This is a genomic window from Bartonella sp. MR63HLJHH (assembly GCF_042194155.1).
Lineage (GTDB): Bacteria > Pseudomonadota > Alphaproteobacteria > Rhizobiales > Rhizobiaceae > Bartonella > Bartonella grahamii.
In genome coordinates this window covers 202954-219856 of sequence record NZ_JBHIMN010000002.1, presented here as the reverse complement: position 1 = coordinate 219856, position 16903 = coordinate 202954, and the positions used below count along the sequence as shown (strand labels likewise).

General features: G+C 37.9%; 13 protein-coding genes. 7 read left to right on the top strand and 6 right to left on the bottom strand.

Features of this window, described 5'->3' with window-relative positions; genetic code table 11:
* The first annotated feature begins 300 nt into the window (after nt 1-300).
* A complete protein-coding gene (locus tag ACFIKQ_RS02350; RefSeq protein WP_375644443.1) occupies nt 301-519 on the top strand; it encodes a hypothetical protein in 219 nt (72 codons plus the stop codon).
* A 1747-nt stretch (nt 520-2266) separates the two neighbouring features.
* On the opposite strand, the gene ACFIKQ_RS02345 is transcribed toward ACFIKQ_RS02350, so the two are convergent.
* Nucleotides 2267-3169: a polyprenyl synthetase family protein gene (locus ACFIKQ_RS02345; protein ID WP_375652697.1), complete on the bottom strand. Its 903-nt coding sequence runs from the start codon at nt 3167-3169 to the stop codon at nt 2267-2269.
* Between the two features lie 426 nt (nt 3170-3595).
* Here ACFIKQ_RS02345 and rpmF point away from each other — a divergent pair, with 426 nt between their 5' ends.
* The gene (gene rpmF / locus ACFIKQ_RS02340) at nt 3596-3775 is read left to right on the top strand and encodes a 50S ribosomal protein L32 (protein WP_005774555.1); all 180 of its coding nucleotides are present in this window, start codon (nt 3596-3598) and stop codon (nt 3773-3775) included.
* Between the two features lie 1621 nt (nt 3776-5396).
* Here rpmF and ACFIKQ_RS02335 read toward each other — a convergent pair.
* The 3 genes from ACFIKQ_RS02335 to ACFIKQ_RS02325 all read right to left on the bottom strand — a co-directional run bounded on the left by ACFIKQ_RS02335 (nt 5397) and on the right by ACFIKQ_RS02325 (nt 8230).
* A complete protein-coding gene (locus ACFIKQ_RS02335) occupies nt 5397-5981 on the bottom strand; it encodes a CarD family transcriptional regulator (RefSeq protein ID WP_375635507.1) in 585 nt (194 codons plus the stop codon).
* Between the two features lie 305 nt (nt 5982-6286).
* On the bottom strand, nt 6287-6628 hold the full coding sequence (fdxA, locus tag ACFIKQ_RS02330; RefSeq protein ID WP_375635508.1) for a ferredoxin FdxA: 342 nt from the start codon (nt 6626-6628) through the stop codon (nt 6287-6289).
* Between the two features lie 21 nt (nt 6629-6649).
* A complete protein-coding gene (locus ACFIKQ_RS02325) occupies nt 6650-8230 on the bottom strand; it encodes a hypothetical protein (RefSeq protein ID WP_375655787.1) in 1581 nt (526 codons plus the stop codon).
* A 580-nt stretch (nt 8231-8810) separates the two neighbouring features.
* Here ACFIKQ_RS02325 and ACFIKQ_RS02320 point away from each other — a divergent pair.
* Nucleotides 8811-9722 (top strand): RNA polymerase factor sigma-32, encoded by a 912-nt coding sequence (locus ACFIKQ_RS02320; protein ID WP_015856975.1) that lies wholly within the window; start codon nt 8811-8813, stop codon nt 9720-9722.
* A gap of 317 nt (nt 9723-10039) precedes the next feature.
* Here the strand turns inward: ACFIKQ_RS02320 and ACFIKQ_RS02315 are convergent, their stop codons facing one another.
* Entirely contained in the window at nt 10040-11617 is a 1578-nt protein-coding gene (locus tag ACFIKQ_RS02315) for a M48 family metalloprotease (protein WP_375635510.1), read from the bottom strand.
* Between the two features lie 147 nt (nt 11618-11764).
* Here ACFIKQ_RS02315 and ACFIKQ_RS02310 point away from each other — a divergent pair, with 147 nt between their 5' ends.
* The 4 genes from ACFIKQ_RS02310 (at nt 11765) to rimJ (ending at nt 15874) form a co-directional block, all read left to right on the top strand.
* Nucleotides 11765-12400, top strand: coding sequence for a thiamine diphosphokinase (locus ACFIKQ_RS02310; RefSeq protein WP_375647356.1), 636 nt, complete (start codon nt 11765-11767; stop codon nt 12398-12400).
* A 103-nt stretch (nt 12401-12503) separates the two neighbouring features.
* The gene (locus ACFIKQ_RS02305; protein ID WP_015856972.1) at nt 12504-12890 is read left to right on the top strand and encodes a hypothetical protein; all 387 of its coding nucleotides are present in this window, start codon (nt 12504-12506) and stop codon (nt 12888-12890) included.
* A complete protein-coding gene (locus ACFIKQ_RS02300; protein ID WP_375655834.1) occupies nt 12890-14752 on the top strand; it encodes an ABC-F family ATP-binding cassette domain-containing protein in 1863 nt (620 codons plus the stop codon). The genes ACFIKQ_RS02305 and ACFIKQ_RS02300 overlap by 1 nt, the downstream gene beginning before the upstream one ends.
* Nucleotides 14753-15310: 558 nt before the next feature.
* Nucleotides 15311-15874, top strand: a complete 564-nt coding sequence (gene rimJ / locus ACFIKQ_RS02295; RefSeq protein ID WP_375655832.1) for a ribosomal protein S5-alanine N-acetyltransferase — start codon at nt 15311-15313, stop codon at nt 15872-15874.
* A 542-nt stretch (nt 15875-16416) separates the two neighbouring features.
* Here rimJ and ACFIKQ_RS02290 read toward each other — a convergent pair.
* A complete protein-coding gene (locus ACFIKQ_RS02290) occupies nt 16417-16677 on the bottom strand; it encodes a DUF2312 domain-containing protein (RefSeq protein ID WP_005774567.1) in 261 nt (86 codons plus the stop codon).
* Between the last annotated feature and the right edge of the window lie 226 nt (nt 16678-16903).

The following is a 16903-nucleotide window of genomic DNA, read 5'->3' as shown; positions in this document are numbered from 1 at the left end:
TCTCATTTTTGAGTATTTTCTCTTTGGTTTTGGTCTCTGTATTGGTATTGTTGGGATGTACTCGCGTGGATAGTCTAGAGCAGTACAATAAACTTTACGAAGAATAGATAAATGGAAAATAAGAGGCTTTTGAACATTTTCAAAAACAAGAGCAAGCAAGAAACTTCGTATATAGCCGTGGTTATCAGAATATAGCGCTCAAATTTGATATTATATGGCATCATCACAGACTTATTGTTTTATGTGGACGCTTTGTTAATTTATTGCGCGGTGAATTATAATGAGGAGATGTCATGGGCAATGTTTCCTAATGTCATAAGCAGTTTGCGTTATGACTATAATTGGAGAGAAAACAATTTTATTTGGGCATATAATATGTCTATGAACTCTACGGATCCCATGATTGATTATGCGAAAAAATTTCTTAATTCTTCAAGCGGAAATGGCATTAGCTCAATAACACAAGTTATTGACTTTGTGTCTAGTATGGAAGCTTGTCATAATGAAAACACTAAATAAATAGCGGGTTTTTGTATAGAGCTCAATACGATATATGACATGATGAAACCAAGAAAAACTTACAAATGACATTTAATGGGTAATGGGCAAAATTCTCTCGAAGGATATTAAATGGCTATGATACTCTATTGATCGTCACGATATTTTCTTAGCCATGTTGCATGTTTTTTGTTATGTCTTCAAAAGATGGACGCATTTTCCAGCTTTGGCAACAGGCATAGGTTCACTTACAATGATGCTCTTCATCTTAATAAGAAAATTTCACTTAAAGGAGGAAATTTACACTTAGCTTGAAAAAAGTACTTATTATAAATTAAATTGCGCTATTATATTAATAATAAGGCCTTTTTTATCTTTCTGTTTCAATGATCATTCTCTGTTTAATCTTATCAATTCTCTTTTTATGCGATGAATTGAATAAACGAGATAAAGAGCGTGACGAATTAAAGTTCTACAGTGATCGTGATTATTATTAAATTGAAATTATTCCATAGTTTTGTAAAAATGTTTCTACTTTTGAAGGAGCGCGCCGACACTATCATTCACTTTGCTGTCCCCTAATGTTGCTACAGCTCTTGGCTCTTGAGACGATTCATAAGAGGTATTTTTTAATCCGTTCTTTGATGTTTTTCCCCACGCGGCTTTCTCCGTTTGTGAGGTGCAAGCAAATGATTTTGATTGATTCAACATACACAGATTGAAATGAAAAAATCCTACGGTATTCAGAGTTCTAATTCAATATGAATAACGCTGAATTATCATTATAAATAAATTATTTGTAGCTTTTTTGCGAAGAAAAGAGAGATTAGTAATAATACTGCTTTGGTCTTTCGTTCTATTGAAATTGATGACTTTATTTATCCTATTATGCCGTAATACACTGTCATTTGAGGGGAGGTGAAGGTTGTCTGTTTGACACATTAAATATTTTAAAAATTGCATGGTGAATATTCTTAAGTCTTGTTTATCGAGTCTTTAGTTTAAGTGAATCGCATGCGTGGAAAGCTAGAGGAACTTACTCGGTTAAGAATCTAGACTGTTTACAGAGCAGATTGGGTTAAAAAACTTTGTTCTTTGAGGGTGGCATAAAAATCAAAATAGCCATTGTGTTCATTTTTTTCTGATATTTTAAATACGGGCTTCAAAAAAATGATGCTTGAACTAAACAACGAGTACTTTTGTAAAAGTGTTTTTAGAGATCAAGCAATACACGAGTGAATTTACAGAATGTAACCATATTTGATCTTCTATAACAAGATAGCGTGGAAAGGCATAAAAATTACGATTCTCTACTGAGGGCATTTACTTAGGGCATTGTACTTCTTTTGTTGTTTTTTACGGGTTTATAAAATGCCTTGTTTGATACTTATCCTGTTTATTTTTTGCCTTATCGTTAGAAGATTAAAGACATGAAGGAGAAAACGAGTTTTCTTCTTTTTGATCGTTTTTATTCGGCTTTAAAGCATCCACGGTAATATCTTTTAAAGCATGGTGATTGCGCATTGTTTCACATTTTCTTTCGTTCATTCTTTAATGGAAGGTATTTTTCATGCAAAATGGGATACCCAGAATGCACTTGTGTTATAAATTCACGCGGTTTGTTTTAATGAAATCCCTCTCAAGATTTGTCGCACCCATTTCATGATAAGGACTATAATGGAGATTAATGGTAACGTTTCTTTGAAAAGTCTATTATGCATTCAACAAAGGTGATGTTTTACACTATGTGCAATGGAGCAGATGAAGTTTAATTTTTGCGTATTGCACTAAAGTGTGCTGCTTGTTGGAGGGGGAGTGCTTTAGCGCCAAAAGGATGTAAGAATGCTTCTGCTTTACTGATAAGTGTATCTCGCTTTTTTTGGGTTTCTTCAATGCCATAAAGATGAACAAAAGTTGCTTTTTGTGCCGTTTCATCTTTCCCAGCAGTTTTTCCTAGGGTTTGCGTGTTGGCGGTGACATCAAGAAGGTCATCGGTTAATTGAAAGGCTAAACCAAGATAGGTACCAAAATCAGTAAGCTTTTCGGTTAATTCTTTAGATGCATTGCCAATGATGGCGCCTGCTTGGCAAGCAAAGCTTATCAAGGCTGCTGTTTTCATGTGTTGTAGAGTGATGATGTCACTACTTCCTTGCGGTTTTTTTTCAGCTGCAAGGTCCAGCATTTGTCCACCTAACATACCGCCAAGTCCTGCCGATTGTGCAAGAGACGTGATCAGTTTGATTCTAATGTCTGTAGATAAAGTACTGGCTTTATGGGCAATGATTTCAAAGGCAAATGTTAAGAGAGCATTGCCTGCTAGAATTGCTGTTGCTTCGTCAAATGCTATATGGACGGTGGGTTTTCCACGCCGGAGTATATCGTTATCCATAGCGGGAAGATCATCATGAATGAGCGAATAACAATGGATACATTCTAAGGCACATGCAACATCAAGAGAATGTTCTACAGGGATATCAAAAAGTGCAGCACTTTGAATCACAAGAAAAGGACGCAGGCGTTTTCCACCGTTCAGAACGCCATAGCGCATGGCTTTGATTAAGTTTTTAGGGCGTGAAATTTCACCATTTTGGATTTGATCACTTAACAGGGTATCAAGCCGCTTTTCAACGGTGTGTCCATGTTTTGCAAGAAGGGTAGTAAATTCGTGCATTCTTGCTTCCTTTGTTTTTACAAAAATGAAATTACGAAGTTTTAAAGAGAAATGTTGTCGCTTTTTCTTGTTTTCATAAATTGGCGTCGTTTTTTATTAAAAATCAATTTCTCTTTTTATCCGTATCTCTATTGTATGTGCAAATCCCTTTTTAAGCCAAATAAAAATTGAATGAAGGTCTTATGAGAATGCTTTCATTGGCGTATAAAATTTTCAAATTTTGCGGTGTTTTTGATATTCATTTGATCATTTTGACATCATTTTTGATAAAAAGAAGGTCATTTTTGGTAAGAGGAGGAGCATTTTGACATTGCCTCTTCTTGTTTATCAGTGTATAACATCTTAAAATTTTATGGTGTTTTTAAATGAAGCATTGTCATTTTTGACATTGCTTTTTCTGTTTTAATGGATTTGGAGTGTCTTTTTATGGCTGTACCTAAACGAAAAACCTCTCCAGCGAAGAGGGGCATGCGCCGTTCGGCTGATGCTCTGAAGGCGCCGACTTATATCGAAGATAAAAATTCTGGTGAATTACGTCGTCCTCATCACATTGATTTGAAAACGGGAATGTATCGCGGGCGTTCCGTTTTAGTGGTTAAAGACTGAGCGTTTTATCTCTTTTCCAGTAGTAAACTTCTTTTGATTCATGAGTGAATGCACGTTTGTGGCGTGCATTTTCGCTTTAAGGTGGATGTTGAGGTCTCCTTGTGTCGCCCTTATCACATTGATTTATAAAGATCATTCGTTTTTTTTGCGTCTTGAATGAAAGATCTATCGTAGGATTTTCTCATTTCAAATTTCGCTCATGTTGAATCAATGGCAATCACTTGCTTTTCGGTCATAAGTGGGGCTGGTATGTGGGTAAAAACTCTATAAGAAAGGACAAAATGTCTATAATGAATACTTTCAAATGTAAGGATTTTTGTAATATTGGGGGTTAGTGTATGCTGATACCAGGGTGTTTTCTTATAAGCAGAAAAGAGAAAACCGTTACAAGACAGAAGGTGTACACATTCAATAATCTTTAGTGCTTTTGATGATAAAGGCACATGAGACTTTTCTATGAATATCACGCTTTCTTTTTATATTTTTGAACTAAGAATTGTCCATATATTTTTTCTTATTTTTGTGAATATAAGGGATTTGTTACGAACAGCTTGTAAAAATAAGTAAACTTAGAACCAGATGTTTTATGTATGGGGTTGAGCGAGGTATTTTATCAAAGCCGGTATGACTCTCCAGTTCATCGCTGGTTTATGAATGGTTTTATGGTGTTGCTTACCTAAGTTTGTGATTTTTTTGTTATCTGTTCATCAATATCTAATCTTTAGCGGTCTGTTTAAAACAGAGGTTAAGACTTTTAAGAGTTCTATGAATCGTTTTAGATTTTGTATGTCCGATTGGAGTAAGAATATTGCGTATATCTCGTAATCTCTGAAATGAGAATATAACCTCATTTTGGAAAAATATGAAGTTGCAAGGGGCAATATCAACGCTCATTTGTATTGTTATTTTTTTAAGTTAGCTTTACAAACTTTCAAAAGTATTTGGAATGCCTGTTACAGAATGGAGATAATGGTTTATTTCATGCTTTTGTTTATCGCGTTCTTTAATGGGGAATGCTTCTCATGCAAAATAGAGCGCCCAAGACAAAATATGCTTATGTTGTACTGTCACGCGTTTTTTTTAAAAGAAATATTTGTTGCATCCATTTTATGACGGCGTTTTTGAATGTTATAATGGTTTTGTAGAAGGGTAAATGGTAAAGTTTCGGTGCAGTGTATAAACGGCACTATGATCTTTACGCTTAATGAAAAAGCAAGCCCGCATCCTTACACATCTTGCCAGATTCCAATGTTGGTATATCCTTTGGTGCTTGAGACGGTTCTACTAGCTCTTTTTGTACAGTTTTTACTCACAGATCAGCTCCGCTTGCGACCGAAAAGCAAGTGATTTTGATTGATTCAACATGAGAGAAATTTGAAATGAGAAATCTTACGATACTCAAGATTCTAATTTAATATGAATAATGCTAGATTATGATGATTAATCAATTTGTTATCTATGAAGCAAGCAAATAGGGAGAAGGAATTTGTCGAAAAGTTAGATTGTTTATAGGTTGGCGCAGGTTAAGAAACTTTGTCCTTAAGGGCAGAGAGGATGTTAAAAAAATAAAACCAGCAAAAGCTGGTTTTATCAAAATATCTCATTATGATGAAAGAGTGTGTTATGCAGCGTAGACAGCTTTACTGCTTTCATCTGTTTCTTCTCTCTCAGTTTTAAATTCGCGTTTCGGTTTGTTGGAGAGATGCATCTCTATGAGATTGATAGCTTCTGTTTCAGAAAGACTATTAATAACCGCAATTTCGCGGGCCATTCTTTCAAGAGCAGCTGTATAAAGTTGGCGCTCAGAGTAAGATTGTTCAGGCTGTAGATTAGAGCGGAAAAGATCACGGACCACTTCGGCGATACAAATAAGATCTCCTGAGTTGATTTTAGCATCATATTCTTGCGCACGACGTGACCACATGGTTCGTTTAACGCGTGCTTTTCCACGTAAAACTTTTAAGGCGCGGTCGACAGAATCACTAGCAGATAATTTACGCATTCCAACGGAAAGGGCTTTTGCAATGGGGACTTTGACATCCATCTTATCTTTCGCGAAATGAATGACAAAAAGTTTTAATTTATGTCCTGCAACTTCTTGATCTTCAATCGCTATAATTTGTCCTACTCCATGCGTAGGGTAGACTATATATTCAGAGGTTGCAAATTCTTTGGTCTTGGAAGACGTTCCATGTTGGGATGCCATAATTTTAGTTTACTCCCTTATGATCAACAAATGTATCGGAAAACAGGTTATAAACCTGAGGGTTGAGTTTTCTTTAACCAAGTATATTGTACCAATTAAGCGAGCATAAAAGCCGAGTACTTTTAAATCCAAAAAAAATACATCGCTTTACTATAAAAAGCAAAGAAAAATACTTAGAAAGATGATCATGTTAAAATAACATTAACATCAAACTTCCAAAGAATCAATCATTTCGCTTAAGGATTTTTTTATTTTTACAAGAGAAGTCTTTCAATTGTTGGAGGAGGAGGGTGTACACTGTATCATTACTCTTCGCCGCTTCCTGGATTTTCTGAAAAATACTTTTCTAATTTATTTGGAACGCCATCCATTTCTTTTGCTTGAGGAAGAGGATCTTTTTGGGTGGTTAGATTAGGCCATTTGTCTGCATAATGAAGATTAAGTTCTAACCACTTTTCTAATCCTGGTTCTGTATCAGGTAAAATCGCTTCTGCTGGGCATTCTGGCACACAAACACCACAATCGATGCATTCGTCTGGGTGGATAACAAGCATGTTTTCCCCTTCATAAAAACAATCAACAGGGCAGACTTCAACGCAATCCGTATATTTGCAGTGAATGCAGTTGTCGGTTACTACGTGGGTCAAGATCAAACTCCATTTGTTATTTTAATTCTCTTTAGAGGAAAGTGTGTGCGTGTTTTTATGATTGGTGAGTTGATCGCGTAGTATAGCTAGTTTTGCAAAAGGTGAATCAGGATTAAGGCGCTTTTCTTTTTGAAAAGGCTTATGATTTGCATGTTTGCCTTGGGATTTGTGGAACTTATGAGAGCGTTTTGTTTGTGATAGCGCTTCTTGAGGGGAATTTTCATTTGTGTGTTCCCCTTTTTTTACAGCGCTCTTCGATTTATTTTGCCACTTATTTCCTAATTTATCACGTTTTTTTTGCGCGTGGTGATGAAATTGATGTCTATAATGCCATAGTAAAATAACTTTATCTTCTTCTGTAGGGAGAGGGGTTTTGGCAAAATTCCCAACAGGTTCAGCCGCCGGTAAACGATTGGTTTTATGGGGATGTTTTTCAATACCAGAGGATAAAGTATTTGGGTATGAGGTATTTTTTTCTTCTTGTGTTGTTTCTGAATCGCTTATTGTTTTCCATTGACTGCCAACGCATTCTGCTGCGGGAACATCTTGCATTGTCTCATTGATAGGGGAAGAGGCTTGGTGTGCAAGGAGATTTTGTTCAAAAACAGTATTGCTTATGCTGTACGATTGATAACCAAGTCCTTTGAGGATTTCTTCCATATCGTTTCCATTAGCCCCAAGAATGGACATCATAGCTGGTGTAACAAAAAAACTTTTGCCATCATAGGCGCCATCGGGTTTGGGATCACTTCCTTGTTTCCAATGCAGTGCGGGGCGGATGAGATTGGCGAGACGTTCTAAAATATCAATCCGTACAGCACGTTGTCCTAAGATTCGGTAGCCGGCTAATTGATAAAATTGGCGGTTATAGGTAGGGTCAACAATCAAAGAGGTTCGACCAGCAGATAATGCTGACAAAATTTCACCCAAACCAGCTTGATCTTGTCCCGCATTTTGAAGATTCCACAGGAGAGTAATGGCTTGAACCGGAGCAGGTTTAAGCATTCCGGCAACATAGATGTGAAAAGCGCCAAAACGCACACCTAGACGCCGAAGCACGGCACGTGATTCTTGCGCAAGTTCTTTGACAATGTCTAAGACTTCGCGGCGTGGTAAAATCCCTAAAGAGTTAAAAAGTTGTAAAGCAAGATTGTTTGTCGAATCCGTTAAATTATCAGCATTACGCAAATCAAATAGAGGTTTTAAAGTCGTTTCAAAATGAAAGGTGACAAAGCGTTCTAATCGTTTCACAACGTTATCGCGAGATTCTCCTGTGAGTTGTTCATCTGCTAAAACAATCAGTTTTGGTTTGAAAAAATCTTCTGTTGCTACAAGCTGTCCTACGGGCTGACCAATCCAGCGCACAATTCCATCAGAACCGAGGGTAAAATCTCCATTTGCACAAGCACAAAAACGTGTTGCACGTTTGGAAAAAGCAAGAATCAAATTTTCATTCTCTGTTGAAATTTGCTTCTCAGCTATTTGATCGGTACTGTTTTTGTTGGCATAAAAACGAAAACCTTCAAATTTACCCCTTCCGTGTTTTTCAATGAGAATATCATCTTGAAGAATTTCATCCTGTTGAACAATCTTGCTATCCATGATCATTTTCTTTCTCAGTGCGAAATTGGTCAAAAGCTTTTTGCGACAATTTCATAATGCTTCTTTTTCTTTAACATGTTTGTTGCGTTTGCTTCAATCACTCTTGTCGTTTTTTGCTGTTTCTTTTTGCGCCTTTAAAACTTGGATGATTCTTTTTTTATTCAGTTTTCATTCAGTTTGGATGCTTTATATTTGCAAATTACACTTATTAGTTGTATTGTAAAGATGAAAGCATAAATAAATTCTTCAATTTAAAAGGAAACAGAACCGGTTATTAATAAACAGCTTTTGTTTTACATGATCATTTTATTTTTTTTGCTGTTTTGTCATGAAAAGCGAAGAGAAAGTTTTTTCAAATATTTCATAGGCTAAAAGGCATATTGTAAAGGCATTTTGCAGGTGAAATTGTGTCTTATGACAAGAAATTTTACCATGACAGTAAAAAAAAACAATTGCGATTATAAAAATACACGTTAAAGTAGTGGATACAGAAGTTAACAACTTTTGCGTTCTTTTTAAGCAAAGAACAATGATGTCGTTGCCAAATCAATTTTGATAATTTTAATCGCAAGGGGTTATTATGGGTAATCTTTCAAATGCTGTTTATAAAAGCAGCAAAAATTATAGCGATGCAGACAAAAGCTTAGGACGTAATATGATGCGTTCTGCTATGCAAGCGCCTTATCTTGAACGACAAAAAGAGCATGATTTGGCTCTGCGGTGGAAAGACAAACGTGATGATGATGCCATGCATCAAATTGCAGCAGCTCATATGCGTTTAGTGATTGCTATTGCTAACCGTTTTAAACGTTTCAAAATGCCATTGGGGGATTTGGTACAAGAAGGGTATGTGGGACTATTGGAAGCAGCTGCACGTTTTGAACCTGATCGGGAAGTGCGTTTTTCAACGTATGCAACGTGGTGGATACGCGCTTCTATTCAAGATTATATTTTGCGAAATTGGTCAATCGTTCGAGGGGGAACTAGTTCTTCGCAAAAAGCACTTTTCTTTAATCTTCGGCGTTTGCGTGCAAAGCTGATACAAGATGATAGTGCTTTGTCAAAACAGGATATTTTTCGCACAATCGCTGAAAAGCTTGGCGTTTCCGTGCGCGATGTTGAAACGATGGATTTTCGTTTTTCCAGTTCTGATAATTCCTTGAGTGTTTCTGTTTCTGAGAACAGTGATAATCCCATTGCTAAGATGGATGTTTTGGTGGATGATAGTCCTCTTCCTGATGCTTTAATTGAGCAAGTAATTGATGGTCAACGGCGTACACAATGGCTTTACGACGCGTTACAAATTCTCAATGAACGGGAGTTGGAAATTATTCGCTTTCGTCGCTTAAATGAAGAGGGTGCAACTCTCGAAGTTTTGGGTGAAAAGTTAGGAATATCAAAAGAGCGCGTGCGTCAAATTGAAGCTCGGGCTTTGCAGAAATTGCGTTCTGCTCTTCTTACGGTTCATTCAGAAGATGCTTACGATATATAAGCAGTGAAAGGCTTTGTGGGAGGAAGAGAGAGAACGTATAAGTAAGGGGGTATATGAGAGTATGATGAAGTTGGATTTAGAGGATTGCCAGATTTGTCTAGGGATATGCCTCCTTGGGGATGTGTTTGGTGCTATTGATGAACAGAGGAAGATTGGGGGTGATATTAGTTCGAGGAAGTATGTATCAAACGGAGTCGTATGAAGGTATGATGAAATTGGTTTTTGAAATGTCCCTCTTCATTTGTGAATATGCTTTAAGGGGGAGGGAGTCATACAGATAGAAAAGAATCAAAACTGTAGCAGATGAGAAAAAAGGCTTATTCTGTAATGATTTTCACTTTTGTACCTGCGGATAAAGTTTGTGTTGGTGAGAGGGCGTTGAGGATGCGAAAGAGTTTTTCTTTATCTGGTGTGTGTTGCATTTTATTGGCTAGGTTTGCAACGTTTTCTCCTTGTTTAACGCGGACAACACGGATTTTTAAGGGCTTCAGTTTTTTTAATTGTGAAGATGAAAGAGAATGAAAGCTTTGTAGCGTTTTTTGGGCAACCTCTACAAAATTTTGAGAATTATGTGGGGCGGCTGTCAGAAAACGAAAGATGTGGTTGTTGAATGGAATGACAACTACATCAAATTGCCATTGCTCATTGGTAGCATGGGCTCGTGCTCCAAGTAAACTTTGGCTTTGGAATCCTTGACGCGTAAATTCTTGATGGGGGAGTCCCTGAATTGTGATGGGGCGGATAGATGATTGGTCTAGCCCGATAATCCAGCCGCTTTTCAAATAATCACTCGCAGATATTCCAGCAGGATGCGGAATAGCATCAAAACGAATCGCAATTTTATCTGGTCCACTGGCCCAAACAGTGTGTGCTGAATGTTCTATTGTAAAATTGTTTGGAACAGAGAAAGCTATGCGCAACTGTGGGTGAATAAATTGGTTGCCTCGTACAAAACCTGTATAAAATCCTCCTCCAAAAATCATGCCATCAATGCTTTTGAGAAAAGAATCGCGATCGGTTGTTTTACTATTCCCTTTACTTATTTTACGCGCTTTTTCTATCGCAAGCCGAATGCGTTGAGGGGTGGTTGGGTGAGAGGCTAGAAAATCTAGAGAGGCATTTTGGGTGCCGGAGATATTACGCAAAGCACTATAGGCTTCCATTGTTTGAAGAAAGCGTGGTGAAGCAAATGGATCATATCCTGCTTGTTGGAGCATTTCAAGTGCAAGGGAATCAGCTTCTAGCTCTTGATTGCGGGAAAATTGCGCGAGTTGTTGCTTGTTTTGCGTAGGGTTATGAAGTTTTTTGCCAATAGAAGAAAGAAGATGTGAAGATATGTGATTTGCCATCTTTAATTGGGCTTCTTTTTGCAGGCGTAAAATGCCATGATTGGCTCTAATATGTGCTATCTCATGGGCTAAAATGGCTGCAACTTCTGAAGAATCATTGGCTAATGCCAGCATACCACGAGTGATGTAGATCGCGCCATTGGGGAGCGCAAATGCGTTAATACTTTCTGAGTTTAAAATGGTTACAGAATAGCTTTGATGAGAACTATGGGATGCAACTGTCAGTTTACGGACAATCTTTGCTAAAAGGTGTTCAAGTTTTACATCATAATAAGCGCCGCCATACATTTGCAAAATACGTGGGTGTTGCAGAGCGCTTAATGTGACATAGATATTGTGATTGTTGGTACGTTTGATCGTTTTAGAAGAAGTGGAAGAAAGCCTATCATTTTGAGAGAGGGGCGTATGACAAGCCGAAAGGAGAAACGTTAAACTTATGAAAGTTGCTTTATACAGGCGTGAGCGAAAAAGAAACTTGCGTTGAAAAATGGAGTGCGTTGGATCATGGTGCACATTGTTTCTGCGGAGTAATTTGGCAAATTGCATTTGTATCTTTGTATCGTATGTTTCTTCAAGAGAGTCATCAGGGATAAGGATTCGTTTGGCTATATCACGCTTTTTGTTTATAAAAAATGACTCTCACTGATAAAAGGGTGCGCTATAAAGGAAATTTTGTGAAAGGCAAAGTATGGCATGACAACATTTACGATATTGTTAAATGGAGATGTTTGTATCACTGATCGCTTGCTTAATCAAATTCAAAACAGTCGGGTGATTGCTGCTGATGGTGGTATGCGTCATGCGGCAGCGCTTAATGTGTTGCCTGAGTTGTGGTTAGGCGATTTTGATTCATCGGATGAGAATTTAATACGCGAATATAGTCATGTTCCGCGTGAGATTTTTCCCTCTGATAAAGATATGACAGATAGTGCTCTAGCTTGCGAAAGAGCGCTGCAAAATGGTGCTAAAAAGCTTATTTTGTGCGGTGCTTTGGGAGGTGAAAGAAGTGATCATAGCCTTTCTCATATGACGCAAGCATTGGTGATGGCTGAAAGGGGCATTTCAGTGTTGTTGACAAGCGGTTTGGAAGAAGGCTGGCCGGTTTTGCCAAGACCTTGTTCGTATGATTTGCCTAAGGGATGTTTGTTTAGTATTATCGGTTTTTCTGATTTAAAAGGCTTAACTCTTGCAGGGGTAAAATGGCCAATTTGTGACAAAAATGTGTCATTTGGCTCTTCTTTAACACTTTCTAACCGTATTTGGGGAACCTTTTCTTGCCATTTAGGTTCTGGAAAAGCTATATTGTTAGCGTCTGTGCCTATTCCATAAAGCTCTTCCAATATATTTTGAATAAGGCAGGGGGGGGCCTAGTGATTAAGTGCCGACATAAACGATATATTATGTATTGATCTTGAGAAGGAAAGGTTTTGATATGTTAAAATCAATTTTTAAAGTGGCTGTTGTTTCAGCCATTGGTTTCAGTTCAGTCGCTTGTACCACAAACGATGAACGCGTTGCACGTTACGGCGTAGGAGGAGCAGCAATTGGTGCTTTGGCTGGAACTGCTATTGCTGGAAGTACTCCTGGAGCAGCACTTACCGGTGCAGCATTTGGTGCTTTGGCTGGAACAGTAACAGGTGCGGCTGCAAATCAAAGAAAACAACAAAGACAGGCATCACAATTGTGCACGTATCGTGGTCGTAGAGGGCATGTTTACCAAGCACCTTGTGCACAAAGAGTCCCTGTACGGCAATTGTGTGCTTACCGTGATGCAAGAGGGGTGATGTATAAAGCACCTTGTCCGCACCGCGTTCGTTAATGGCGCCGCCGCTCCTGCGGCTTGACCGCATTTTCTTAAATTTTGGAAAAACGCCTTTGCTCAATCAAGCTTGTTTATCGGTTGAGCAGGGGGCGCGTATCGCGCTGGTTGGCCGTAATGGTTGTGGAAAATCAACCCTATTAAAAATTGCCGCAGGAATATTAGAGCCTCATGGTGGCGAAATTTTTCGCCACCCGCGAGTGACGCTCCGTTATGTCTCACAAAATCCGGATTGTTCAGGATTTGAAGATATTAACGCTTATATGGAAGCGGGGCTGGACGATATATCTGATGTTCAGTGGATCAATACGCTTCGCACAAATTTAGGGTTTTCGGGGGCGGAAAAATTGGAAACGCTTTCGGGAGGCGAAAAGCGGCGTGTTTCATTGTTACAGGCCATTGCTGCAAAACCCGATATTTTGTTCTTAGATGAACCAACCAATCATCTCGATTTACCAACCATTGAATGGCTGGAAGCTGTTTTATCGTCTTTGCGTTCAGCGATTGTGGTGATTTCCCATGATCGGCGATTTTTAGAAAATGTTACGCGGTCAACGGTATGGCTTGATCGTGGCACAACCAAAAGACTGGAAAAGCGTTTTTCAGAATTTGAAAGTTGGCGTGATAAGGCGTTGCAAGAAGAAGCCATTGAGCAGCATAAATTGGGGCGCCAAATTGCCCGTGAAGAACAATGGTTGCGTTATGGCGTGAGTGCACGGCGTAAGCGTAACGTACGGCGTTTAGGCGAATTAAAAAACTTAAGACAGCGTCATCAAACCTATAAAGGGCAGCCTGGAAATGCACTTTTGACAGCAGCGAAAAGTCATGAGTCTGGGCAATTGGTGCTTGAAGCAAAGAAAATTTCAAAATCCTATGGTGATCGCATTATCGTGAAAGATTTTTCTTTGCGTATTCAGCGTGGTGATCGAATCGGGTTGGTAGGACCCAATGGTATCGGAAAGACAACGCTCCTTTCTGCATTAATTGGGCAAGAAGCCGTGGATAGTGGAACGGTGAGTCATGGCTATAACCTTTCTATGGCATTGCTTGATCAGCAACGTATTTTAAATGAAGAAGAAACTTTAGCGCATTATTTAACGGGAGGAAGAGGTGATACTCTTGTGATCAATGGGCTGGAGCGGCATGTAGTTTCTTATATGAAAGACTTTTTATTTTTGCCTGAACAAGCACGCACTCCCCTTAAAGAATTTTCGGGGGGAGAAAGAGCACGCCTCATGCTTGCACGACTTCTTTCACGTCCTGCAAACTTTTTGATACTTGATGAACCGACCAATGATTTGGATATGGAAACTTTGGATTTGTTGCAAGAATTTATTGCTGATTTTGCGGGAACAGTATTGTTGGTCAGCCATGACAGAGACTTTTTAGATCGTACTGTAACGCATATGTTGGCACCTCAAGGTGATGGTCATTGGGTTTTGTATGCGGGCGGCTATAGTGATATGATGGCGCAAAACCAGCATGCTCTGAGTTTACAACGAAAAAAAACAGAATTATCGCAGCGTAAAGCACCTTCAAAATCTCATGTGGGAGAGCTTTCAAAGCAGGACTCATCAACAGATCATAGCTTGATAGTGCGGGAGAAAAAAACACGAGGTAAATTGTCTTATAAGCAGGTTTATGCATTGGAAAGATTGCCTGAAGAAATTGCTGTTTTGCAAAATGAAATCAAAAAAATTGAACAAGAGCTCTCTGATCCAGCTCTTTATCGCAGTGATAAAGAGCGTTTTGAGCGTTTATCAACAGCGTTGGAAAAAAAGAAAAATACTTGCACACAAAAAGAAGAAGAATGGTTAGAACTTGAAATTTTACGCGAAGAAATGGAAGCGTGTTCACGGTAATATCTAAAAAATTTTAAAAGATTTGTATTGCATCATCGCTTTTCTTGGATTTGTTACAAGAGTTTGTGGCTGATTTAGCGGGAACAGTGTTGTTGATGAGTTATGGCAGAAACTTTTTAGATCGCACTGTAACATATAGCTTTTCAAGGTGATGGTCATTGGGATTTGTATGCGGGTGCAGTGATATGATAGCGCAAAACAAGCATGCTCTGAGTTTACAAGGCAAAGAAACAAAACTATCTTTGCCGTGAGTTTTTTCAAAATTTCGTATATGGAAGTACGCTAGTTCCATTGCATACTTTGCCAGTCCCCAATGTTGCTACAGCCCCCTTGGAATTTGAGAGCATTCATAAGAAACATTCCCTTATCTTTACCTTATATCCTAAATGCACCAACCCCGCTTCTGACGGAAAAGCAAATGATCTTCATTGATTCTAACGTGAGAAGTGTTGTGATGGGGAAAGCTTACTGTATTCGACGTTATGATTTAAGTTTAAAAATGATGATTTGTTAGGATAAATCAACGTGTTATTGTAACATTTCGAGGAGGAGAAAATGATGGCAATTAAAACAAAGCGAACAATTTCCACATTGATCGGTTTAGAAGATGCAGCTGAACTGTCTTCTTATTACCTCCGTAATGCGAATCATCTGCGTCCTTTTGAACCTGTTAGATCTGATGGTTACCACAGCCTAACAGCTTGGGAAATACGAGCTAATGCATTTGCTTATGAAAGTGCACAAGGACAAGCATACCGATATGCCGTACGATTAAAAAATGAAAAAACAGTCATTGGTGTTGTGAATTTTACAAATGTGGTTCGGGGTGTTTTTCAAGCTTGTCATCTTGGTTTTTCTCTTGATGAAAAACAACAAGGCAAAGGTCTCATGTTTGAGAGTTTATCGGCTCTAATACGGCATATCTTTCATGTTTATCATCTGCATAGAGTGATGGCAAATTATATACCTGAGAACATAAAAAGCGAACGTTTATTAAAGAGCCTTCATTTTGAAAAAGAAGGCTATGCCAAAGACTATTTGATGATTTCTGGAAAATGGAGAGACCACATTCTAACCTCTCGAATCAATGATCTGTATGAGCCCGTTAATAGATTCGAATAAAGTTTTGTTAAAAGTTCTATCAAGGGGCTTTTTATCAAATGTGTAAATATGCCGAATTTCTGCCTATCCTAAAAGACGAAGATCCTTAACCACCTCTTCTTTTGTAAACAGTTCAGACTCTCATTTAGCGGATTTCAACTGCTGACCACTTTATATGTTTCTTTTCGTAGATAATGAATTGATTTATCATCATCATTCATTTTTTCAATTTGAAGGAAGAGAGTCCTCAATATCGTAAGACTTTCTCATTTCAAATCTATAGATGTTTAATCATAAAAATCACCTCTCTTGCACATCACAAACTGGATTGGCGTACAAGTGAGGGTTTGTGTGGATAAAAATGATTGGAGGACAAGGATAAAAATGCTCTGTATAAATCCTTTTAATGTGAGGGCTGTTGCAATATTGTGTATTCTGTGACCGATAGTCTCGTTACAAGTTACACAAACTGCTTATTGTTGGGTGAAATTTTTATACATTCATTTTTTTTTTGCATTTTGCGTTTTCTTTTCTTAAGAAAATTTCCAATGGTATCAATGATTTTAATTCATACCAAGCGCATTTTTATAAAGCTCAATGATTGCTTCTTCTTCCATTCGTTCGTGCTCTTCTTTTTTACGCAACCGTATAATGCTTCGAACAGCTTTACTATCAAAACCAGAGCCTTTAAGTTCAGTGTAAACGTCTTTAATATCATCAGAAATGGTTTTTTTCTCTTCTTCTAGTCGTTCAATACGTTCGATAAAAGAGCGTAATTGGTTTACGGATATAGCGTGTGTTTGATCGGTTACTGTATCGTTCATTGTATTTTTCTCCAAGTTATATATTTTAAGTTGTTTTTCGACGACGAATTTATGTTGAAAAAGCTTGAAAAACAAAAAGTAAATCAAGCTACACTGTTTTTTTACAAATTGACTTTAAATATTTTGTAAAATTTTTAAGATATATGCATTGATAAAAGGGCTATAAAAAGAAAAATATAAAAATATACGTTTTAGACTTGAAAAGCTTTTGAAAAAGAAGTGTGTA